A 22,474-nucleotide genomic window follows, 5' to 3' on the forward strand; every position below is an offset into this window, starting at 1 on the left:
TTACCCGGCTAGTTCTCGTACCAACCCCAGAGGATGGCGCGGCCGAGAGAGTGGAAGTACAGGTTGAATCCGAGCTGCGTCGGGTTGGCGATCTCCTCGGCGGGCAACTCCTCGACATCCACGGCGTGCACGACGAAGAGGTAGCGGTGCGGGCCGTGGCCCTCCGGCGGGTTGGCGCCGTAGAACGCCTTCTGGCCCGAGTCGCCGGGGAGCGTCACAGCGCCCACCCCAAGGTCCTCCCTGGCGCCGGCGCCGGCGGGCAGCTCTGCGACATCGACCGGGATGTTGAAAGTGGACCAGTGCCAGAACCCCGACGCCGTCGGGGCGTCCGGGTCGAAGCACGTCACGGCGAGTGATTTAGTGCCCTCCGGCAGGCCCGACCACGCCAGCTGCGGTGAGGTCGCGTCATCGCCGGTCAGGCTGTCGGGAAGCTTCTCGCCGTCGGCGATGTCGGTGGACGTCAGCCCGAAGGATGGCACGTCCTTCAACGGGGCATAGGGGTCAGGTCCTGGGAAGCGGGCATCATTGTAATTCGTCATAACTCCAGTCATACCGAAATGCGTGGCCCAGGGAAATCACACGGGTGGAAGCCGGGGCGTTGAGGTGGGCGTCGATAAGCGAGATGAGCAGGCGATTTGTGCTCCGCGCAACCCTCCCCTTATAGTTATCCAAGTGCCAAGCCGGAAGGCTGACAGACACCCAGCCCGGGTGGCGGAATGGCAGACGCGCTAGCTTGAGGTGCTAGTGTCCTATTAACGGACGTGGGGGTTCAAGTCCCCCCTCGGGCACAGACGGCCGGCTCCCACGTGGAGCCGGTTTTTGCATTGGAAGGACCCATGACCAAATCGCGGATAGCGCTCCTCGCGGTGGCGGCCGCCGCGTTCTTTGCGGCCTGGATGCTTCTCGACGTCCCTCCCCTCGCCGTCCTGCGCCAGTGGGCCGAGCGCACCGGCCTGTGGTTCCCCGTGCTGTTCTGGCTGCTCTATGTCCTCGTGACGCAGTTCCCTGTTCCCCGCACCGTAATGACCATCTCGGCGGGCATCCTCTTCGGGTCGCTGTGGGGCGTCATCATTGCGCTGAGCGCAACGACCGTAGCCGCGGTGGTTTCTCTTTTGATGGTGCGCTTCCTGCTGCGCGACTTCGTCGAACCCCGGCTGAAGCACCCCGCGATTGAGTCCATCAACGGGCGGCTGGAGGCGCGCGGCTGGCTCGCCATCGCCAGCCTCCGCCTCATCGCGGTGGTGCCCTTCTCCATCCTCAACTACGCCGCGGCGTTGACCCGTGTAGGCGTGCTGCCGTTCGCCGCGGCGACGCTTGCCGGTTCCGCCCCGAACACCGTTATCGTGGCCATCTTCGGCGACGCCCTGACCGGGGAGGCCAACACGGTCGTGCTGGCGATCATGGGGATCCTCGCGGTCGTGGGAGTGGCGGGCTTGCTTCTCGACGCCTCCTTGCCCACGCGACGCCCACGCGGGGCTCAGCCGGTTCACCGGACACTTGAGTAAACCCGCTAGACTAGACAACCATGATTGCTGTCCACGCCCGATACCGCGGCAGAGAAAAGGGGCGCGCCCAGTTGGTGAAGCGCTCCGCGTACGCGCTGTCCACGCTTCCCGGCGTCGGCGAGTTCGAGATCGTCGGCGTCGAGGACATTCGAGCCCACGTCGAATCACCCGGCGACGCACTCAACCTCATTATGGCGCTGCTCTCCGACGGAAACTGGGCGATCGGGCTCGGTATCACGCGGCGCGGCGGCGCCGTGCACGCGGCGACTGATGCCACGGGTCGGAAACCCGCGACTGTGGGGGTCAGCGCTGATGCGGAGGGCAGCGAAGCGTCGGATATCGCGGCCACGTTCGCACTCATCGGGCATGTCCTGATGAAGCGGACGTACGAGGGGCGTGAGGCGACAGCTCTGGTACGCAGGGGCCTGAACCAGAACGAAGCCGCCGAGAGGCTGGGCATCTCCAAACAGGCGATGAGCCAGCGCCTCCAGGCGGCTGGGTGGCACGCCGAGCAGGCCGGTGTGCAGCTTGCGCTGAACCTGATCAGCCGAGCCGCGGGCGTCGATTAGCTCTGCTCGTCGCGGTACCCGGCATCCTCAACGGGTGCGGCACCGGCCGGGTTTGCCCGCAGGGTCTGGGGCACGTCGCTTTCCGACGGCCGGTGGGCGCGCTCCAGCTCAGCCGGCTGGATGCGCGGGGGCTCGGGCCGCTCGCTTTTCGCGGGCTCCATCGTGGGGTCAGGAGCGTCGACGTGCTTGTTCGCAACCGCGCGGGCCTCGGCGAGCGCTTTGGCAAGTTCCGGGTCCGTGGAGGTGTCGAACCAGCGGTCGGTGTCCTCCACCTCGGCCATGTCCCGCGTCTCCTTGTCCACGCTAGCGGTTTCGTACCGGAACACGCCGTCGTCGCCCTTGTGCGCGAACGCCTTGGCGAACTGCTCCAGCGAGTCTCCCAGCTGCGACGGGATCATCCACATCGTCGCAGCCTCGTTCTGCGCAATCTCCGGCAGCTTCTCCAAGTACTGGTAGGCCAGCAGCTCCGGTGTGACACCGGACGACTTGATCGCCGCGTTGACCTTCTGCAGCGCGCGTGCCTCACCCTGGGCGGAGAGGTACTTCGCGGCGCGGTCGCCCTCAGCGCGAAGGATCATCGCCTGGCGCTCCGCCTCGGCCGAAAGAATCGCGGCGTGCTTCTCGCCCTCGGCGGAGAGGATGCGGGCCTGTTTCTCACCCTCGGCGGTCTTGATGTCGGATTCGCGCTTGCCCTCGGCGGTGAGAATCATGGCGCGCTTCTCGCGGTCCGCCTTCATCTGCATCTCCATGGACTGCTGGATGGACGGCGGCGGATCAATCGCCTTCAGCTCGACGCGGCTGATGCGCAACCCCCATTTGGACGTGGCGGCGTCGAGCTCGCCGCGCAGGCGGCGGTTGATGGTTTCGCGCGAGGTCAGGGTCTCCTCCAGCGTCATGCCTCCGACGACGTCGCGCAGTGTCGCCACGGAGATCTGCTCGACGCCGACAAGGTAATTGTCCACGCCGTAGATGGCCTTCGCTGGGTCGTTGATCTGGAAAGTGACCACAATGTCGATTGCGACGGTGAGGTTGTCCTGGGTGATCACGGCCTGCGGCGGGAAGGAAACGACGCGCTCGCGGGTGTCCACGCGCTGGCGGACACGGTCGATGAACGGCACAAGGAGAGTCACGCCGCCGGATACTGTTCGGGTGTAGCGGCCGAGGCGTTCGATGACGGCCGCTTCACCCTGCTGGATCATCTTGATTGAGCTGAAAAGGATCGCCACCACCAAAACGATGATGACGATCGCAGTGATTCCGCCCATTAGGGCTCCTTCCAGACGACCGCGACAGGGCCGTCGATATCGGATACTGTGACGTGCTGACCGGCCGGGATCGATTCCGCGGGGTCGAGGGAGCGGGCGGACCAAATCGATCCGTCAAGGCGCACCTGCCCGCCCTCGGGCGTGATGTCCTCCAGCACCTCCGCGCGGGCGCCGACGAGGGCGCGCGGGGTCTCGTCATAGGCGCGGGGCTTGAGAAACTGCCTGTGCAGGTAGGGGCGCAGAAAGAGCCAGAACGCCGCTGACGACGCGACAAAGACTCCAACTTCCGCCCACAAGGGGATGCTGGCGAGCGAGACACCGGCCGCGGTGAGCGCACCCGCTGCGATCATGAGGAACGTGAATTCTCCGGCGGCCAGTTCGAGACCGGCCAGTACTGCCGCTGCGATAAACCATACGAGTGCGCCCACGGGGCCCACCTTACATGCGCTACAGGTCGGACTTGGAGAGCTCCGGGTTGGTGACGAAATCGACAAGGCGCTCGACTGCGCCGATGAGGGTGTGGTCGAGATCCTTGAATGTGTTCACCGCGCTGTAGACCCGGTGCCAACCCTCCTTTGGGTCGCTCCAGCCGAGCCTGCGGCACACTCCTTCTTTCCAGTCCTCCCCGTGCGGCACGTCGGGCCACGACGTGATGCGCACGCTCGCGGGCTTCACGGCCGCCCAAATGTCAATGTAGGGATGCCCCGTGACAAGCACGTCCGGCCCGACGTTCTCCACGAGCCGCGTCTCCTTGCTCCCCTCGACGAGGTGGTCTGCGAGCACGCCGATCCGCCTGCCTGGGCCGGGCTGGAACTCAGCGAGCCGCTCCTGAAGGTTATCCAGGCCCTCCAGGTACTCGACGACTACGCCTTCGACACGCAGGTCGTGGCCCCACACCTTTTCCACGATCGCGGCGTCGTGGATGCCTTCCACCCAAATCCGGCTCGGCATGGCTACCTTGGCGCGAACCCCCTCGACGCGCCTCGAGCCAGAGTTCGACACCTCCGGTGCCCGCTTCTCCACGTACCGCGTCAGTGTCACAACCTTCCCCTCGAGCAGGAACGCTCCGGGGAGCATTTTGAACAACTGCTGCGTACCACGGCGATCTTCGAGGCGCACGAAGTCTCCGTCGTAGGTCCGCTCGAAACCCACGACCGCTCCTACGAAGTTGTTTCCGGCAACCTCTACGACGATGCCGGGCTTTGCGGGCACCTCTGGGTGCACCGGCTTGCGGTTTCGAGCGTGTCCTTTGAGAATGTCCCCACCGTACGGATCGTTGTGTCTCATAGTCGGCACAGTCTACCGCCGTCGCATCCGCTACCATGACCCGCTATGTACACGCGCGCCGAAGTATATTCACCGCTCCAGAACACGGCCATCTGGCTCGCGGCGTGGTTGTACAGCGTCGAGTCCACCGACGAGACGGTGGCTGCGCTTACAGACCTCGGCGGCCGCCATTCCTACGGCGGCCAAGGGCTCGCCGCCCTGCTTCTCGACGCCCGTGCGAGCGCCGACCTGAGCTCCCACGAACCGGTGGTTAGGCTGATTTTGTGGGGCCCGGGCCAGGCGGCGGGACTTCACGCGGGCTCCGCCGCCGCGGAGGCCCTCGGACCAGCCGGCGCGATCGTGATCAAAGCCGCTGGCGGTTTCTCACACGTTCTGGTGCCGCGATACTGGGATGACGGCGTCGAATGGCGCTGGTTTGAGGAGAAGAAGCGATTGCCTGAACCTTCATGGCTCTCACCCGGCGAGGCCGACTCGCTCCTGTCGCGCGCCACCGAGCAGGCGGCGGTTCTCATCGAGGCCGCCGGCGGTACGCGATCTGATCTGCCCAACCCCCGTTTGACGGTGGGTACGCTGGCGGACTTCTACGACACGCCGGGTCTGCCACGGGGAGTCACACCGCGCGCAGCCAAGGTGCTCGCGCGGGCGGACCGCGTCGCTGCGATCGTGGAGACGGTCACTGACCGCCTCGGCGACCACAGCTACGACCCCCAGCTCTTCGCTTTGTGGCGCCACATCCGGACTGCCCGGATGGCGGGCGTCGCAGACGCGGTGCAGGACTACCGGAGGGCGTCGATAAGCTAGCGCTTAGGTGACGGGGTTCTGCGGGTGGCGTGGCGCGGGCTTGCCCGGGCGCTGCATCATGCAGCAGTCGGGAGCGCACGGCGCGCCGTTGACAGTGCATCCCTGGACGGTGACCTCGGAAAGGCTCGCCGGGCTCGCACCCTGCGTGACGTTTTCAGCGAGGTCGACCACCATGGAAGCGAACTCCGGGTCGAGGCCGACAGTGGGCACGCGGTCAACCGTCATGCCCTCCTTCTCGCACGCTTCTTTGAGTTCGGTATCCAGATCCCACACGACCTCCATGTGGTCGGTGATGAAACCGATGGGGACGCAGATGATGTGCTTGACGCCCTGCTTGCCAAGCTCAAGAGAGCGATCGACAACGTCCGGCTCCAACCACGGCGTGGCCGGGTTGCCCGAGCGAGACTGCCAGACGACCTCGTAGTCGCGCACCCCGGCCGCCTCTGCAACGAGACGGGAAGCCTCCGCCACCTGGCGGGAATAGAGGTTGGAGTCCTGTGGCCCGCCCGACGAATCGTCAGCGGCGTTCGGGACGGAATGCGCAGAGAACAGTACCTTGGTTACCGACTGGTCCGCGGCCTCCCACGCTCGCTTGGTCGCTTCCGCCATGAGCTCGACAAACGTCGGATGTCCGTAGAACTGCCACAGCTTCGTGTACTCGATCTCCGGCGTCACCTCGCGCAGGCGAAGAATGTCTTCGTCGTACTGGCGGCACGCGGAGTACCCGCCCCACGCCGAAGTGGCGAACACTAGAACGCGCCTGTGCCCGGCGGCCTCGATCTCCTTGGCAGTGTCCTCTCCCATCGGGTGCCAGTTGCGGTTGCCGAAATAGACCGGCAGGTCGTGGCCGCGGGAGGCCAGTTCCCTCTCCACGTTCGCGATGATCGCGCGGTTCTGCTCGGTGATGGGACTGACGCCACCGAAGTGGAAGTAATGCTCGCCCACCTCGGCAAGGCGCTCGCGCGGGATGCCCCTGCCGCGGGTCACATTCTCGAGAAATGGAATGACCTCGTCCTCCCCTTCGGGGCCGCCGAAGGAGAGGACGAGGAGTGCGTCGTAGTCGTTCAATGCCATGGCTTCGATGTTAGAGCAGTCGTACCGCCTTCGGGGACATTCCCGACCACCGGACGGGTGTGACCCGCACCGTCTGGCCTGATGACGGAGCCTCAATCATCGTGCCGTCTCCAAGGTAGATAGCGACATGGCTGTCGCCGTTGTTGCCCCAGAAGAACAAGTCGCCGCGTTGCGCGTTGTGCGGGTCGATCTGCTTTCCGCGCTGGTACTGGTACCCGGTGTAGTGAGGCAGGGAGACGCCGGCCCCGGCGAAAGCGTAGAGGACGAGACCCGAGCAATCGAAGCCCTTCTGGCTATCGCCGTTGACCCCTGTAGTCGGGCCGTTGGCGTCACCGCCGCCCCACACGTACGGGGTACCCACCATGGCCTGTGCCCGTGCGATGACGGTTTCAACCTGGGAAGAGTTGGGCGCGGCCGGCAGAGTGTCCTTGATGGCGTCAGTGACATCTTCGGAGGTGGAGACATCGGGCAGCACGTCTTCGACCTCGGGGGTGGGTGTATGCGCCTGCGCGGCCGCGAGCACGGAGGACAGGCCACTCGAGAACGCGGCGATGACCTCGCTGTCGCTGCTGCCATAGGGATTGTCGAAGGTGCCGTGAGCCGCCTGGGAGGACCCCACCAGCGCCGCCGCCGCAGCAATGCTCGCGGCCTGGGCGGTGACGTCGTCACTCGAGGCCTCTCCGGCGACCGGTTCCTGCGATTCCTGCGAGGTTTCGGCGGTGGCTGTGGCGGTGGCTTCGTTGCTCGTTTCGGCGGCGGATTCGGTACTGCGCAACCGCAGCGCGGTCTCCACCGCTTGAGTGACCTGCTCCGTGCTCGGTGCTGGCGCCTCCGGGGCTACCTCGGCGACGGTTGACTCCACCGCCGCGATGGCCTGGTCGTCCACAATGTCGCCTGGGTGACGCTCAGCCGCAGTTTCGCTCACGGACGGTTCAGCGGCCGGTGCTGCCCCGGGGCGCACGTCCTCCAGCTGACGCTGGGCCGAGGTTTGCTCTGCGACGGCTGCGTCGCGCGCAGTGAGCTGGACTTCCAACTCGGCCTGGCTAGCATCCAGAGCTGCTCGGGCTTGTGCTTCAGCCTCCTTCGCTTCGCTGGCAGTCCGCGTCGCACGCTCACTGGCGAGGCGCAGCCGCGATTCCTCGTTGGCTGCTTCCGCACGGGAACGCTCGACGTCGTCAAGCCTCGCCTGCTTGGCCGCGGCCTGCTGGCGCAGGAACAGGGAACGGTCGAGAACGTCGCGCTGTGCACTACTGCTCCCGAGGCCTTCCAACGCGGATGGTGATCCCTGGCTCCTGTACTGCGTGCGAGTCAGACCTGCAAGATCCCTGCGGGCTGCCTCCACGTCGCGTTGCGACTGCTCAAGGCGTCTTTGCGCCTCCTCAGCGCCGCGACGCGCCTGCTCGGCGAGAGCTTGGGCATCGTGGAGATCAACAAGGGCCTGGTTGACGGACTCCCGGAGGTCACCGATCGCCACATCGAGCTGGTCGATTCGCCCTTGTGAGGTCGAGATTGCCCCGACCAAAGCAGCCGCGGAGGCACCGAGATCCTGAACCGGATCCTGGGCGTTTGCGGGCGCGACGGCGGCGCTGCTGGCCACCCAGAGGACGGAGAGTGTTGTCGAGCACGCGACAGCACTGGTCGCCATACGCGACCAACGACGTCGAGCGCCCGTGGCATGAATATCCACGAAAGGTGCTCCTCACGACGCGTGCCTGTGCCTATACCCGGTGAAAAACCGTAAGAACCCGAGGTCGACTTAGACGCGGAACCGGTTGACTAGACAAGTTCCGAGACTGGACACGCGCTGACTATTGACTGACTACTGGAGCCGGTTCGCGCAACGCGATCTACCGCATTCGTCTTCGCTAGTGCTTGGCGTGCTTCCCCACATGCCCGTACTGCATCAGCCGCACGACTTACGCGTGATGACTGTGGCCGATGATGTTGAAGACAGAATTGAAGTTGATCTCGACTCGCGAGCCGACATTGACACCATACGTCACTTAATCGATCCGTTGCACAAACTTTACCAATTTTCACACTCGTCAAGTTCTGGGTCATGACGGTGACCGGCTTCAGCCAGCGTTTACCCGACACGCGAAAATGCGGGGTGACATTCGTCACACCCGCACCTGGCCAATCTGGTAAAGTCTAGCGTCTTGACATCTTCCGCGCCTGTGTCGCACTGACGGCCGCTACGAGCATCAAGAGCACCACCGTCGCGATCCCTACGAGACCCCAGTTCCAAGACGTAGATTGAGCCGTGTCCAGGAACAGCTCCAGCCCCGCCGGATAGTCCGGCTCCCCGGCCATCGCGCGCTGCGCCGTTTCGATCTGGTGCCTGTTGAGGTGGTCGCTGACTGCGGAGGCTGCGTGCGGTGTGCGCACGATGACAGTTTCGTACGGGGTCGACATCGCCAGATCCTGAGCGATATCGCGGAGGTCGGCGACCTGGGTCGGTGTCGTCTCGAGGATGACGACCCCTACTGGGTCGACCGGAGCTGTCTCGGTCTGACCGAGGGAGCTTCGCAGCGCCTCCTCGAGCGGGGAATTCACGGGATTGTCCGTGCCGAACGCGATGCCGTCGTCGAGTAACTGGGCGTGCAGCGAATCCATGTCGACGTCGGCGGGAATCATGTCGCAGTCTCCTCGGGGTTGGGTGCCCTCGGCGGGCTGTCGGATTAACCGTCATTATCTCAGCGAAAGGCTGGTCCCACCGAAAAGGGGTAACTGGCGTGTCGCGGGACGCACCCGTTACGAAGGGGCCCGGGCACTGTCCTGCGCTTTTAGGGGGCAATAGGGGGAAGTCGGACTTCTCGGCCACCCGCGAGCTCACAAACATAACGCCCGTTACGTTAGAATTCCCGCCGTGCGGTCGCCTGTCCCCTTAAGATGGGCACTGACCACCCAATGGGTCACCTACGTCCCAATTTGGTTAATCGACGAGAAACGGAGCTCACTGTGGCTGAAAGCAAGAACTCCTTCAACGCCAAGAAGACGCTCGAGGTCGGTGGTAAGTCTTACGACTACTACGCGCTCGACGCCGTCGAAGGCATGGAGAAGCTTCCCTACTCCCTCAAGGTTCTCGGGGAGAACCTACTGCGGACCGAGGACGGCAAGAACGTCACCGCGGACCACATCAACGCCATTGCGAACTGGGAGCCGGCCGCCGAGCCCTCCATCGAGATTCAGTTCACCCCGGCCCGCGTCCTCATGCAGGACTTCACCGGCGTCCCTTGCGTCGTGGACCTCGCCACCATGCGCGAGGCTGTTTCCACCCTCGGTGGCAACCCCGACCAGGTCAATCCCTTGAATCCGGCCGAGATGGTCATCGACCACTCCGTGATTATCGAGGCTTTCGGCACCTCCGACGCGTTGGACAAGAACGTCGAGATCGAGTACCAGCGCAACGAGGAGCGCTACCAGTTCCTGCGCTGGGGTGCCGAGAACTTCTCTAACTTCCGCGTCGTTCCCCCCGGAACCGGCATCGTCCACCAGGTCAACATCGAGTACCTCTCCCGCGTTGTCTTCGACAACGAGGGCGTCGCGTACCCGGACACCTGCATCGGCACCGACTCCCACACCACCATGGAAAACGGCCTCGGCATCCTCGGCTGGGGCGTCGGTGGCATCGAGGCTGAGGCCGCCATGCTCGGCCAGCCGGTCTCCATGCTCATCCCCCGCGTCGTCGGCTTCAAGCTCACTGGTGAGATCCCGGTCGGCGTAACCGCGACCGACGTCGTCCTCACCATCACTGAGATGCTCCGTCAGCACGGCGTGGTGCAGAAGTTCGTCGAATTCTACGGCAACGGCGTGCGCCAGATCCCGCTGGCAAACCGCGCCACCATCGGCAACATGTCTCCCGAGTTCGGCTCCACCTGCGCGATCTTCCCGATTGATGAGGAGACCATCAACTACCTCGAGCTCACCGGCCGCGACAAGGAAACTGTCGAGCGCGTCGAGGCATACGCCAAGGCGCAGGGCATGTGGCTCGAGCAGGACGCCCCCGAGGCTGAGTACTCCGAGTACCTCGAGCTGGATCTGTCCACCGTGGTTCCGTCCATCGCCGGCCCGAAGCGCCCGCAGGACCGCATTCTTCTCTCCGAGTCGAAGCAAACCTTCCGCACTCAGCTTCCGGACTACAACGACGCAGGGAACGAGACCTTCGAACCGGTGCGCGCCGAGAAGGTCGAGACCGTCTCCTACAACGAATCCTGGCCGGGCAACGGAGAGTCCGCCGCCGTCGGCGCCGAAGGCCGCGCGTCCAAGCCGGTCGTCGTCGAGTCCCCGCAGGGTGGCGAGTACACCGTCGATCACGGCATGGTCGCCATTGCCGCTATCACCTCCTGCACCAACACCTCGAACCCGTCCGTCATGGTCGGCGCGGCATTGCTCGCGCGCAAGGCCGCGGAGAAGGGCCTTAAGGCTAAGCCGTGGGTCAAGACCATCATGGCTCCGGGCTCCCAGGTCGTGGACGGTTACTACAACCGCGCTGACTTGTGGAAGGATCTCGAGGCCGTCGGCTTCTACCTCACAGGCTTCGGTTGCGCGTCCTGCATCGGCAACTCCGGCCCGCTGCCGAACGAGGTTTCCGACGCCATCAACGAGTACGACCTCACTGCGACCGCCGTCCTTTCCGGCAACCGCAACTTCGAGGGCCGTATCTCTCCGGACGTGAAGATGAATTACCTCGCTTCCCCGCTGCTGGTCATCGCCTACTCCATCGCCGGTTCCATGGACTTCGACTTCGAGACACAGCCGCTCGGCCAGGATCAGGACGGCAACGACGTCTTCCTCAAGGACGTCTGGCCGTCGACTGAGGAGATCGAGGAGACCATCTCTGAGACCATCTCCCGCGAGATGTACGAGGCTGACTACGCCGACGTGTTCAAGGGCGACGCCCAGTGGCAGGGTCTGGACATCCCGCAGGGCAAGACCTTCGACTGGAACGAGGACTCCACCTACATCCGCAAGGCACCGTACTTTGACGGGATGCCGACGGAGCCCGAGGCGGTCGAAGACATCACCGGTGCGCGCGTGCTGGCGAAGCTGGGCGATTCGGTCACCACCGACCACATCTCCCCGGCATCCTCCATCAAGCCGGGCACCCCGGCGGCCAACTACCTCGACGAGCACGGCGTGGAGCGCCAAGACTACAACTCTTTCGGCTCCCGTCGCGGTAACCACGAGGTCATGGTCCGCGGTACCTTCGCCAACATCCGCCTGCGCAACCAGCTGGTGGAAGAGGCTGGCGGGTACACCCGCGACTTCACCCAGGAGGGTGCACCGCAGGCGTTCATTTACGACGCTGCCCAGAACTACGAGAAGGCCGGTGTTCCACTCGTCGTTCTCGCTGGCAAGGAGTACGGCACCGGCTCGTCCCGTGACTGGGCGGCCAAGGGAACCAACCTCCTCGGCGTGAAGGCCGTCATCACCGAGTCCTTCGAGCGCATTCACCGTTCCAACCTCATCGGCATGGGCGTTCTCCCGCTCCAGTTCCCTGAGGGCGAATCCCACGAGACCCTCGGCCTGGACGGCACGGAGTCCTTCGACATCTCCGGTGTCACCGCATTCAACGAGGGCGACGCCATTCCGGAGACCGTCCACGTCACCGCCACCAAGGAGGGTGGTGAGACCGTGGAGTTCGACGCCAAGGTCCGCGTGGACACGCCTGGTGAGGCAGAGTACTACCGCCACGGCGGAATTCTGCAGTACGTGCTGCGCCAGATGGTCAAGAGCTAACACCGTCTAAGTAGCTCGGCCAGTCAAGGAGGGGTCCCCGGCAGATTGTCGGGAGACCCCTTCTTCCCTATTCGCCCTCCCACCGAAAAGAGCCCTCATGCCCATCGTCAGCGACAATGAACTGTCCCGGCGCCGCCAGGAAATCATCGAGTCCGCTCGCGTTTGCTTCGCACGCCACGGTTACGAGGGGGCGACGGTGTCACGGTTAGAGGCGGCCACCGGCAAGACCCGGGGCGCGATTTTCCACCATTTCAAGGATAAGGAAGAGCTCTTTCTCGCGATAGCGAGCGAGGACGCCGCCCGGCAAGCCGAGGTTGTGGCCGAGCACGGCCTCATCGAGGTTATGCGTCGTTTGGTCCGCAACCCGGGATCTAACGACTGGTTCATCACCCGGGCAGAGATCGTGCGCAAACTCCGTACGGACCCCGCGTTCGAGGCGCGGTGGCGCGACCATCAGGTGGTGCTCGATCAGGCGGTCCACCAACGACTCGAGGACAACGAGTCCATGCGTGACGACGTCTCGGTCGACGTCATCCAGGAGTACCTGACCACGGTAATGGAGGGATTGATCATCAAACTCGCTGCAGGCGAGCCCGCCAGCCGCCTCGAGAGCATTCTCGACCTCGTGGAACAGTCGGTGCGGGACCCGGGGGCAGGGCACTAGACAGAGCGGTATAGAATGTGCGCCATGGCACGCATTCTCCTCGTCTCTCTCCGCACCGGTGACATTGGGCCCGAGGTTGCCCGAGCCGAGCTTGACGACGTCTTGTCGGCGTCCCGGTTGAGCGAGCCTGACATCCAGATGCGCGTGCTGGATAATACCTCCGTCAAAATCGGCCCGCTCGACGGTTACGACGGAGTAATCGTCGGTGGCAGTTCCTTGAATGTGACGGCCCCCGAGTACAGCGAGTGGCAGAGACACATCCACGCCGAGCTCGCCACCCTACTGAGCTGCGGTTTGCCCGTGTTCTTCGTCTGCTTCGGCATTAGCTGGCTGGTCGCGGAACTGGGCGGGACCGTGGGACTTTCGGCTCCGGAAGCGTCGGGGCCAAGCGTCGTCACGCTCACTGCAGCCGGGAAGAAGGACCCGCTGCTCGAGGGCTTCCCCTCCTCCTTCAACGCGCTAACTGGGCACACGGAGAACCCTGAGTTTCTGCCGGACTCGCTGGAGGTGCTCGCGACGGGCCCGACAAGCCCCGTGCAGATGGTGCGTTACGGCGACCGGGTGTGGGCCACACAATTCCACGCCGAAATGGACGCGGCCGCGATGAAAACGCGCATGGACTTCTTCTACGATTACGGCTACTTCCCGCTGACCGAGTACGACACGATCATCGCCTCCCTACCCAGCGTGGAGGTGCGATGGGCAAACGAGCTGCTCAGGCGTTTTGTGCGTTTTTGCAGCCTCAACCCCACGGTTAAACGGTGACACCTTAAGATTGCGCCTTATGCACGCAATCATCACCACAACAGGCCAGGACCGAGTTGGCATCATCGCGGGTGTCGCGGACGCCGCCGCCCAGCGCCACCTCAACATCGTCGATGTTTCTCAGACGCTCATGGACGACTTCTTCACCATGATTATGCGGGTCTCTTTGCCCGAGAGCGGAGTAGACATGGGCGAACTTAAAGCACACCTGGCTACCGTCGGGGAGAAACTGGGCGTAGTGATCCGCATCCAGTCCGAAGACCTGTTCACGGCAATGAACGAGATCTAGGTTCCCATCATGGCAACAGATTTCGACTTCAAATCCAAGAACATCCTCGACGTCATCCACATGATCGAGGACTACCGCCTCGACATCCGTACCGTCACCATGGGAATTTCGCTGATTGGCTGCACACGCGCTTCGATGGCGGCGACCGCACAGGCGGTATACGACCGTGTCACTGAACGCGCCGCGCGCCTTGTCCCCGTTTGCGAAGAGATAGAACGCGAGCTCGGCATCCCGATCGTGAACAAGCGCATCTCCGTCTCCCCCATCTCGCTGGTCGCGGCGGGTGTGGACGGCAGCCCCGTCGAGATCGCGCAAGCCCTGGACCGCGCGGCCGCAGCACTCGGCGTTAACTTCGTCGGCGGTTACTCAGCCCTTGTCGAGAAGGGTGCGACCGAGTCCGACCGGCGCCTCATCTCATCTATCCCCGAGGCCCTGTCCGTCACGGGCAGCGTCTGCGGGTCCGTCAACGTCGCAACGTCGCGCGCCGGGATCAACATGAACGCCGTAGCCGCGATGGGACGGGTGATCAAGGAAGCCGCCGAGCTGACGCGGGACGAGTCCTCCATCGCCTGTGCCAAACTGGTGGTCTTCGCCAACGCCGTGGGTGACAACCCGTTCATGGCGGGCGCCTTCCACGGCATCGAGGAACCGGACACAGTGGTATCAGTGGGCGTGTCCGGCCCCGGCGTGGTCGACCACGCCATCGGTTCCCTGGAGGGCGCCTCGTTGAACGAGGTCGCCGAGGAGATTAAGAAGGCGGCGTTCAAGATCACGCGTGCGGGCCAGCTCGTGGGCACGATGGCGTCGCAACGCTTGGGCGTGCCGTTCGGCATCGTGGATCTTTCTCTCGCGCCCACTGCCGAGATCGGCGACTCCGTCGCGCACATTCTGGAGCACATGGGCCTTGAGCAGGTGGGAACGCACGGGACGACAGCAGCGCTGGCGCTGCTTAACGACGCAGTGAAGAAGGGCGGCATGATGGCGTGCTCCCGCGTCGGCGGTCTCTCCGGTTCCTTCATTCCCGTCTCCGAGGACCAGGGAATGATCGATGCGGTACGCGCCGGTACCATCACGATGGACAAGCTCGAGGCAATGACGTCGATCTGCTCCGTGGGCTTCGACATGGTCGCCATCCCGGGTGATACCTCCGCCGAGCTCATCGCGGGCATGATCGCCGACGAGGCCGCGATCGGTGTGATGAACCACAAGACGACCGCCGCGCGCCTCATCCCTGTGCCAGGAACACGGCCAGGCGACGAGGTCAACTTCGGCGGGTTGCTGGGCTATGCACCAGTGATCCCGGTGCACGCCGTGGGCAACGACGCATTCATTCTCCGTGGCGGGTTCATCCCCGCGCCGGTGCATGGATTCAGGAACTAGGCCCGAAGATTTTTGTGAAATACGTCATACACCTTTAGTTGGTGTTTCGCATTTGGGCTGGTAGAGATGTTTTGTCGGCGCTTCGGCTCACCTGCGATGTCGAACCTCTTTTCTATAGTGCTTCTAAACCGCACAACGGAGCACTCGAAAGGAGGGGCCATGGCTTCTGAACTGGCTAAACACGTCGACACGCTTGCGGTTGCGTTGCTTGCGATACGGGACGTGTTCTCCGACCCCTCCGCGGTCATGTTCAACGATGTCGCCGCAGACATGGAGAAGCTCGAGGGTGCGCTACACGCCAAGGCGCTTATCGACGCCGCCTTCGCCCACATCTGTGAGCGCGACCGCGCCGGCCGTTTCGTCGGGGCAAAGCACCCGGACGCCTACCTGAAGGAGCGTCTGGGGCTGTCCCCCCGCGAGGCGCGGGAACGCATCGCGCGCGGACGGGACCTGTTCTCGGAACCTCCGATTCCGGAACCCGGGGACACTGGCGAGGATGTACGCAGCGGGGCGAAGGGAGAGACCCCGGCCGAAGCGGCAGCGCGTCGCGCGACCGAGGAAGAAGTGGCTCGGGAGCGGGCGCGGCGCGAGCAAGAGCGAGCCCGCAAGCAGGCGGACAAAATTAACGCCGAGAAGCAAGCCGCGATCCGTTATGAGCTGGACAAGCTGCTCGATGCAGCCCGCGGGGCGCGGCCACGTTTGCTCGCTGCCGCGCTGCGTGACGCGCAGTCGCGCGATCTCAAGGACCTGCGGGTGAGAGTGCGTCGCTGGGTCGATGACGAGAATCGCAAGCACGCCGAGCCCGCGAACCCTAACGCAGGTATGGAGCGTCGGGGGGTGCGAATCGGGCGCCGCAACGCGGACGGAACCCACGACATCACCATCACAGCCCCGGCCGGGGATGCGGCGTTGCTGAAAGCCCTGCTGGATAAGGGCTCGGCGCCCAACTCGAACCTGCCCGACGGTATGCAGGACTACCGCTCCCCCTCCCAGCGCCACTACGACCAGTTGATGAAGGTGCTGCGCCACTTCGACACCTGCAACCGGCCCGTCTCCGGCGGCTGCGCGTCGGTGGTCATCTCCGTCACCCTCGACGAGATCGCGGGCGCCGATGCCGCGACGTTGTTCGCAACAAACACCGGCATTGAGCTTGATGTCTTCGACCTCGTCCGGCTCGGTATGGACGGTACAGACGACTTTGTCCTCGCCGTCGACGGTGCGACGGGGGTGCCACTCAATCTGCTGCGCACAAACCGCACCGCATCGATTGCTCAACGAGTGGCCTTGTTGGCCGTCCAAGGGGTGTGCGCATGGTCTGGATGCACAGCGCCGATCACTGAATGCGAGGCGCACCACATTGTCGCCTGGATTCAGGGAGGTAACACGGACATCTCTAACCTGACTGCTCTATGCCGCGAGCACCACAGATGTAACAATGACCACCGCGACCACAGGTTCAACACCCGACATATGGAGCTCGATCCGAAAACCGGACGGGTGGGCCTCAAACTGCCCGGTGAGCCTACGCTCCGTTTCAACCAGGCAGACGCGGCAGAGCGGTCAGCGGTCAACCGGATACGAGCTCGAGGTAAGTCATCACCGGCCCACCGACTCCGTCCGGCTAGTCGGCAGTCCGAGCCCGACGTTCATAAGCGCCCTCCGCCGGCCCGATCACCCGGCCCACCGTTCTAGTTTAGGATGCCGTAGTCTCCGCTGCCGCGGAGCCCGACGGGACATTTCACCGTGCCGTGGGGTGCCCTCCTGTAGATTCAGAAAAATGACGCCGCGCCCCTTCCTCCTCATCAGCACCCGCCCCGAGGCCGACGCGGCGGCCGCCGAGCTCGCGAGCTTCTCCGAAACCATGAAAGTTCCCATCGACGCCATCGAGCAGCGCCGCGTCGAATCCGCGCCGCTCGGAGAAGTCGAGCTCGCGAACTACTCGGGCGTGATCCTGGGCGGCAGCCCTTTCAACAACACTGACCTGGCGAAGTCCGAGCTCCAACTGCGGGTGGAACGCGAGATCGGCACGCTCGTCGCAGACATCATCGACAGGGATTTCCCCCTCATGGGCGCCTGTTACGGAATCGGAGCAGTGGGCACCGCGATTGGCGCGCGGTTGGGTAACGAGTTCGCCGAGGATGCGGGCGCCGTGATGCTGTCTGTGAGCGACGCAGGCAAGCACGATCCCGTACTCGAGGGACTTCCCGACAGGTTCGAATCGATCGTCGGACACAAAGAGAACATCTCGACTCTGCCGGAGTCGGCAACGGTGCTGGTGTCCGGCGACGCGTGCCCGATCCAGATGTTCCGGGTCAAGGCGAACGTTTACGCCACCCAATTCCACCCGGAGTTGACCGCAGCGTCGCTCGAATTCCGCCTCCGCGTGTACGCGCACCTCAATTACTTCGACCCGCAGGCATTCAACACAATCGTCTCAGCCGCGCAGGAGGCCGACTACACCTTCAGCAACCGGGTGATGGAGAACTTCGCCCGGTGCTACCGGCGTTTCTAGACGCTTCCGCCCGGGGCAATGCGGTCGACGAGGTCTTTCGCCGCCCGCAGGCCGAGCCCCGTCTCCTCGCGCAGCTGTTTGATGCCGCCGAGGGTAACAGGTCCTAGGCGAGCTCGACGATCTCCATGTATTCGTCCGACCACATGTCCTCGTCACCCTCCGGCATGATGATAACCCTCTCCGGCTCAAGCGCGCGGACCGCGCCCGGATCGTGGGTGACCAGAACGACGGCCCCCGTGTAGGTCTTCAGGGCGTCGAGCACCTGCTCGCGAGACTGGGGGTCGAGGTTGTTGGTGGGTTCGTCGAGAAGCAGCACGTTTGCCCGCGAGGAGACCAGGGTGGCCAGCGCGAGGCGGGTCTTCTCACCGCCGGAGAGCGTGCCCGCCGGCTGGTCGAGCTTATCGCCTGAGAACATGAAGGCGCCCAGCAACCCGCGCAGGTCCTGCTGGCCCGCGTCGGGGCAGGCGTTGATGGTGTTCTCCCACACCGACTTCGAGCCGTCGATGGTGTCGTGCTCCTGCGCGAAGTAGCCGATCCTCAACCCGTGGCCGGTGACCAAGCCTCCCTCACCGTCGGTGCGCTCCACTCCCGCCAGAAGCTTGAGCAGCGTCGTCTTGCCGGCGCCGTTCGTACCGAGCACGACCACGCGCGAGCCCTTGTCAATCGCGAGATCCACACCCGCGAAGACCTCCAGGGAGCCGTACATCTTGGTGAGCCCCTTGCCGTGCAGCGGGGTCTTGCCGCAGGGGGCGGGTTCGGGGAAGGAAATGGCGGCGACCTTGTCGGCCACGCGGACGCTGTCGAGCGATCCCATCAGGCGTTCGGCGCGGGCCAGCATCTGCTTCGCGGCGGCGGCCTTCGTAGCCTTTGCACCGAGCTTCGCGGCCTGCTTGTGCAGCGCGGAGGCCTTCTTCTCGGCGTTGGCGCGTTCGCGGCGCCGGCGGGCCTCGTCGAGGGCGCGTGCGTCCTTGTACTTAGAAAAGCCCATGTTGTAGACGTCGGCCTCGGCGCGTACAGCGTCGAGGAACCAGACCTTGTTGCAGACGTCGTTGAGAAGCTCAACGTCGTGGGAGATCATGATGAGCCCGCCCTCATGCTTGGACAGGAAAGCGCGCAGCCACGAGATGGAGTCAGCGTCGAGGTGGTTGGTCGGCTCGTCAAGAAGTAGCGTGGTGGTCGACTTACCGGAACCGTTGTTCGCCGCGAACAGGATTTGGGCCAGTTCCACGCGGCGGCGCTGGCCGCCGGACAGGGTGTGCAGCGGCTGGTCGAGGATGCGGGCGGGCAGGCCCAGGTTGTCACAGATCTGGGCCGCCTCCGCGTCGGCCTCGTACCCGCCGAGCGCCGAGAAACGCTCCTCGAGTCGGGAGTACCTGGAAATCGCCTTGTCGCGCTCGGCCGCGTCCTCACTTTCCATGAGTACCTGCTGCTTCTCCATGCTGCGGCGGATCTCGTCCAAGCCGCGCGCGGAGAGGACACGGTCGCGGGCGGTCTGCTCGATGTCGCCTTCCTTGGAGTCCTGCGGCAGGTATCCGATGTCACCGGAGCGCGTCACCGACCCGCCGTAGGGCTCCGTCTCCCCCGAGAGAATGCGCATCGTGGTGGTCTTACCTGCACCGTTGCGGCCCACTAGGCCGATGCGGTCACCCGGCTGCACCCGCAAATGCTGCCCTGGGGCATGCAGGAGGGTGCGGGCGCCGACGCGGACTTCGAGGTCTTGAGTGACAATCACAACGGGACACCTTACCCGCCGGGGTTTCTACACCGCGAAGCCGAGCGCGCGCAGCTGTTCGCGGCCTTCCTCGGTGATCATCTGCGGACCCCACGGCGGCATCCACACCCAGTTGATCACGACCTCGTCAATGGAGGTGTTGCCCGTGATTGCGTCGGTCGTCTGCTCCTCGATCACGTCGGTCAGCGGGCAGGCGGGAGAGGTCAGCGTCATGTTGACGATCGCTTTGGTCACGCCGCCCTCTTCCTCGATCCACAGGTCGTAGACGAGACCGAGGTCAATGACATTGATACCCAGCTCGGGGTCGATCACGTCGTGCATGTATTCGGCGGCTTCGCCAGCAAGCTTGATCTGCTCTTCTGTCTGGCTCGGGCGCTCGCCCGCTCCCGCAAAATTCGATTCGGCCATTTAATTCTCTTCCTTCTCTAGAGCATCGGAGGTCGCGGCCTGAAAAGCTTTCCAGCCGAGCAGCGCGCACTTGACCCGCGCGGGGAACTTGGCGACACCAGCGAACGCAACGCCGTCACCGATCATCTCGGGGTCGCCCTCGAGCTCGCCGCGCGAGGTCACCATCTCCTCGAACGAGGCGAGTTTCTCCATCGCCTTATCGACGCTCAGCCCGACGATCTCCTCGGCCATCACGCTTGTCGACGCCTGGGAGATGGAACACCCGGCTGCGTCGTAGGAGACATCGGCGACGGTCGAATGGTCGTCGCTCAGTGAAACACGCAGGGTGATCTCGTCACCGCACGACGGGTTGACATGGTGCACCTCGGCGTCGAACGGGTCGCGCAACCCCGCGTGCTGCGGATTCTTGTAATGGTCCAGGATGACTTCCTGGTACATCGACTCTAGGTTCATGCGCCGAAGAACTCCTTCGCCTTTTCGATCGCTGCGACGAGCGCATCGACCTCCGCGCGCGTGTTGTACAGATAAAAGCTGGCCCGCGAAGTCGCCTGCACGGAAAGGCCGCGGTGCGCCGGCCACGCGCAGTGGTGCCCGGTGCGGATCGCGATACCCTCGGAGTCGAGCACCTGGCCCAGGTCGTGCGGGTGCACTCCCTCGACGGTGAACGCGATTGCGCCACCGCGCTGGTCGGCCGTGGGGGGGCCTGCGATTGTCAGGCCGTCGATAAGCTGCATGCGCTCCAGCGCGTACGCCGTGAGCTGCTGTTCGTGGCGCTGCACCGCCTCCATGCCGACCTCGGTGAGGAAGTCCACCGCCGCGCCCATCCCGACGACCTGGCTGGTCATCTGGGTGCCCGCCTCAAAACGCTGCGGGGCCGGGGCGTAGGTCGAGCCCTCCATCTGGACCACCTCGATCATCGAGCCACCCGTGAGGAACGGGGGCAGCTTGTCCAGCAGCTCTCCCCTGCCGTACAAGACACCGACACCCGAGGGGCCGCACATCTTGTGGCTGGAGAAGCCGGCGAAATCCACGCCCAGCTCGTGGAAGTCGACCGGCATGTGCGGGACAGACTGGCACGCGTCGAGCACGGTCAGCGCCCCGACAGCCTTGGCGCGGCGCACCATCTCGGGCACATCCGCGTGAGCGCCCGTGACGTTCGATTGGTGCGTGAACGCGACCACCTTGACGGAGTCGTCGAGCTCCAGGGAATCCATGTCGATGCGCCCGTCCGGGGTCATCGCGTACCACTTCAGGGTGGCACCCGTGCGCCGCGCGAGCTCCTGCCACGGCACCAGGTTGGCGTGGTGCTCCAGCTCGGTGACCACGATGGTGTCGCCGTCGCCGACGCGGAGTTCGCCCGCGCGGTCGTCGCCAAGCACGTAGGCGACCGCATTAAGCGCCTCCGTGGCGTTTTTGGTGAAGGCGATCTCGTGCCCCGCCGCACCCACGAACGCGGCGATTTTCTCACGCGCGGATTCGTAGGCGTCGGTGGCTTCCTCAGCGAGCTGGTAGGAGCCGCGGTGGACAGGAGCGAAAGTGTTCAGGACGAAGTCACGCTCCGCGTTCCACACGCGTTCCGGTCGCTGCGAGGTCGCACCGGAGTCCAGGTAGACGAGCGGTTTGCCGTCTCGGACGGTGCGGGACAGGATCGGAAACTCCGCGCGGATGGCGTCCACGTTGAGTGTTCCGTCTGGGTGTGTGTAGGTCATTAGACGAACTTCTCGTAGCCTTCTGCTTCGAGGACGTCGGCCATCTCGGCACCGCCGGTCTGGACAATCTTGCCGTCGGCGAAAATATGGACGAAGTCCGGGGTGACGTAGTTGAGGATGCGCTTGTAGTGCGTGATCATGAGCACGCCACCATTGGTCTCATCCTGGTAGCGGTTGATGCCCTCGGAAACGATGCGGAGCGCGTCGACGTCGAGGCCGGAGTCGGTCTCGTCCATCACCGCGAACTTGGGCTTCATCAGGGCGAGCTGCATAACCTCGTGGCGCTTCTTCTCGCCGCCGGAGAAGCCCTCGTTGACGGAGCGCTCGGAGAAGGAGGCATCCATTTGCAGAGAGTCACGGGCGGCGTTGAGCTCCTGGACCCACTCACGCAGCTTCGGCGCCTCACCGCGCACGGCGGTGACGGCGGAGCGCATGAAGTTGGAGGAGGACACGCCCGGGACCTCGACGGGGTACTGCATCGCGAGGAAGAGGCCGGCGCGAGCGCGCTCGTCGACTTCCATCTCGAGGATGTTCTCGCCGTCGAGAAGCACCTCGCCGTCGGTCACCTCGTACTTCGGGTGGCCAGCCAGGGTGTAGGCCAGGGTGGATTTGCCAGAACCGTTGGGGCCCATGATCGCGTGGGTCTCACCCGAAGTGATGGTCAGGTTCACACCCTTGAGAATCGGGGTCGGCTCTTGGCCCTCCTCGTTCGGTAGGACGTTGGCGTGCAGGTTTTTGATTTCGAGAGTAGACATAGAGTTCTTTCCGTCGG

At 64.4% G+C, this 22,474-nt stretch carries 22 protein-coding genes and 1 tRNA gene; 11 read left to right on the top strand and 12 right to left on the bottom strand.

The window, feature by feature from the left end; all coding sequences use genetic code 11:
* Nucleotides 1–8: 8 nt before the first annotated feature.
* Nucleotides 9–539 carry a YbhB/YbcL family Raf kinase inhibitor-like protein gene (locus tag G7Y29_RS05515; protein ID WP_165004110.1) on the bottom strand — a complete coding sequence of 177 codons (531 nt, stop codon included), beginning with the start codon at nt 537–539 and terminating at the stop codon, nt 9–11.
* Nucleotides 540–702: 163 nt separating this feature from the next.
* Between G7Y29_RS05515 and G7Y29_RS05520 the strand changes: the two genes are divergently transcribed.
* The 3 genes from G7Y29_RS05520 to G7Y29_RS05530 all read left to right on the top strand — a co-directional run bounded on the left by G7Y29_RS05520 (nt 703) and on the right by G7Y29_RS05530 (nt 2,074).
* Nucleotides 703–788 (top strand) — tRNA-Leu (locus G7Y29_RS05520).
* A 48-nt stretch (nt 789–836) separates the two neighbouring features.
* Nucleotides 837–1,505, top strand: a complete 669-nt coding sequence (locus G7Y29_RS05525; protein ID WP_165004107.1) for a TVP38/TMEM64 family protein — start codon at nt 837–839, stop codon at nt 1,503–1,505.
* Between the two features lie 20 nt (nt 1,506–1,525).
* A complete protein-coding gene (locus tag G7Y29_RS05530; protein ID WP_165004104.1) occupies nt 1,526–2,074 on the top strand; it encodes a MarR family transcriptional regulator in 549 nt (182 codons plus the stop codon).
* On the opposite strand, the gene G7Y29_RS05535 is transcribed toward G7Y29_RS05530, so the two are convergent.
* Genes G7Y29_RS05535 through G7Y29_RS05545 form a run of 3 tightly spaced genes read right to left on the bottom strand, consistent with a single transcriptional unit; the run spans nt 2,071 to nt 4,626 of the window.
* Nucleotides 2,071–3,339 (bottom strand): SPFH domain-containing protein, encoded by a 1,269-nt coding sequence (locus G7Y29_RS05535; protein WP_249399706.1) that lies wholly within the window; start codon nt 3,337–3,339, stop codon nt 2,071–2,073. The genes G7Y29_RS05530 and G7Y29_RS05535 overlap by 4 nt on opposite strands.
* Entirely contained in the window at nt 3,339–3,767 is a 429-nt protein-coding gene (locus G7Y29_RS05540; RefSeq protein WP_196820113.1) for an NfeD family protein, read from the bottom strand. Before G7Y29_RS05540 ends, G7Y29_RS05535 begins: the two co-directional genes overlap by 1 nt.
* A 19-nt stretch (nt 3,768–3,786) precedes the next feature.
* Nucleotides 3,787–4,626, bottom strand: a complete 840-nt coding sequence (locus G7Y29_RS05545) for a DUF3097 domain-containing protein (protein ID WP_165004099.1) — start codon at nt 4,624–4,626, stop codon at nt 3,787–3,789.
* Nucleotides 4,627–4,671: 45 nt separating this feature from the next.
* Between G7Y29_RS05545 and G7Y29_RS05550 the strand changes: the two genes are divergently transcribed.
* Entirely contained in the window at nt 4,672–5,427 is a 756-nt protein-coding gene (locus G7Y29_RS05550; RefSeq protein WP_165004096.1) for a hypothetical protein, read from the top strand.
* Between the two features lie 3 nt (nt 5,428–5,430).
* On the opposite strand, the gene G7Y29_RS05555 is transcribed toward G7Y29_RS05550, so the two are convergent.
* From G7Y29_RS05555 to G7Y29_RS05565, 3 genes are all read right to left on the bottom strand, one after another.
* Nucleotides 5,431–6,501 carry a ferrochelatase gene (locus tag G7Y29_RS05555; protein WP_165004093.1) on the bottom strand — a complete coding sequence of 357 codons (1,071 nt, stop codon included), beginning with the start codon at nt 6,499–6,501 and terminating at the stop codon, nt 5,431–5,433.
* 10 nt (nt 6,502–6,511) lie between these two features.
* On the bottom strand, nt 6,512–8,146 hold the full coding sequence (locus tag G7Y29_RS05560; RefSeq protein ID WP_165004091.1) for a DIP1281 family NlpC/P60 protein: 1,635 nt from the start codon (nt 8,144–8,146) through the stop codon (nt 6,512–6,514).
* 506 nt (nt 8,147–8,652) lie between these two features.
* Nucleotides 8,653–9,138, bottom strand: coding sequence for an Rv1476 family membrane protein (locus tag G7Y29_RS05565; RefSeq protein WP_165004089.1), 486 nt, complete (start codon nt 9,136–9,138; stop codon nt 8,653–8,655).
* A 324-nt stretch (nt 9,139–9,462) separates the two neighbouring features.
* Between G7Y29_RS05565 and acnA the strand changes: the two genes are divergently transcribed.
* From acnA to G7Y29_RS05600, 7 genes are all read left to right on the top strand, one after another.
* Nucleotides 9,463–12,243, top strand: a complete 2,781-nt coding sequence (gene acnA, locus G7Y29_RS05570; RefSeq protein ID WP_213014499.1) for an aconitate hydratase AcnA — start codon at nt 9,463–9,465, stop codon at nt 12,241–12,243.
* Nucleotides 12,244–12,340: 97 nt separating this feature from the next.
* A complete protein-coding gene (locus tag G7Y29_RS05575; protein WP_165004083.1) occupies nt 12,341–12,907 on the top strand; it encodes a TetR/AcrR family transcriptional regulator in 567 nt (188 codons plus the stop codon).
* 24 nt (nt 12,908–12,931) lie between these two features.
* A complete protein-coding gene (locus tag G7Y29_RS05580) occupies nt 12,932–13,672 on the top strand; it encodes a glutamine amidotransferase-related protein (protein ID WP_165004079.1) in 741 nt (246 codons plus the stop codon).
* Between the two features lie 19 nt (nt 13,673–13,691).
* Entirely contained in the window at nt 13,692–13,961 is a 270-nt protein-coding gene (locus G7Y29_RS05585) for an ACT domain-containing protein (protein ID WP_165004076.1), read from the top strand.
* Nucleotides 13,962–13,970: 9 nt separating this feature from the next.
* Nucleotides 13,971–15,341: a PFL family protein gene (locus tag G7Y29_RS05590; protein WP_165004073.1), complete on the top strand. Its 1,371-nt coding sequence runs from the start codon at nt 13,971–13,973 to the stop codon at nt 15,339–15,341.
* 159 nt (nt 15,342–15,500) lie between these two features.
* Complete coding sequence (locus tag G7Y29_RS05595; RefSeq protein WP_165004070.1) at nt 15,501–17,033, top strand: DUF222 domain-containing protein; 1,533 nt, start codon at nt 15,501–15,503, stop codon at nt 17,031–17,033.
* Between the two features lie 85 nt (nt 17,034–17,118).
* Nucleotides 17,119–17,853 carry a glutamine amidotransferase gene (locus G7Y29_RS05600; RefSeq protein WP_165004067.1) on the top strand — a complete coding sequence of 245 codons (735 nt, stop codon included), beginning with the start codon at nt 17,119–17,121 and terminating at the stop codon, nt 17,851–17,853.
* 103 nt (nt 17,854–17,956) lie between these two features.
* Here the strand turns inward: G7Y29_RS05600 and G7Y29_RS05605 are convergent, their stop codons facing one another.
* The 5 genes from G7Y29_RS05605 to sufC are packed head-to-tail and all read right to left on the bottom strand — an operon-like array spanning nt 17,957 to nt 22,457.
* Complete coding sequence (locus G7Y29_RS05605) at nt 17,957–19,585, bottom strand: ABC-F family ATP-binding cassette domain-containing protein (protein WP_165004065.1); 1,629 nt, start codon at nt 19,583–19,585, stop codon at nt 17,957–17,959.
* A 27-nt stretch (nt 19,586–19,612) separates the two neighbouring features.
* Nucleotides 19,613–19,993 carry a metal-sulfur cluster assembly factor gene (locus G7Y29_RS05610; protein WP_165004062.1) on the bottom strand — a complete coding sequence of 127 codons (381 nt, stop codon included), beginning with the start codon at nt 19,991–19,993 and terminating at the stop codon, nt 19,613–19,615.
* Entirely contained in the window at nt 19,994–20,446 is a 453-nt protein-coding gene (sufU, locus tag G7Y29_RS05615) for a Fe-S cluster assembly sulfur transfer protein SufU (protein ID WP_165004060.1), read from the bottom strand.
* Complete coding sequence (locus G7Y29_RS05620) at nt 20,443–21,702, bottom strand: cysteine desulfurase (RefSeq protein ID WP_165004058.1); 1,260 nt, start codon at nt 21,700–21,702, stop codon at nt 20,443–20,445. Before G7Y29_RS05620 ends, sufU begins: the two co-directional genes overlap by 4 nt.
* Nucleotides 21,702–22,457, bottom strand: a complete 756-nt coding sequence (gene sufC / locus G7Y29_RS05625; protein WP_165004055.1) for a Fe-S cluster assembly ATPase SufC — start codon at nt 22,455–22,457, stop codon at nt 21,702–21,704. Before sufC ends, G7Y29_RS05620 begins: the two co-directional genes overlap by 1 nt.
* Between the last annotated feature and the right edge of the window lie 17 nt (nt 22,458–22,474).

Origin of the sequence: Corynebacterium qintianiae (assembly GCF_011038645.2) — a bacterium.
In the GTDB taxonomy this organism is placed as follows: domain Bacteria; phylum Actinomycetota; class Actinomycetes; order Mycobacteriales; family Mycobacteriaceae; genus Corynebacterium; species Corynebacterium qintianiae.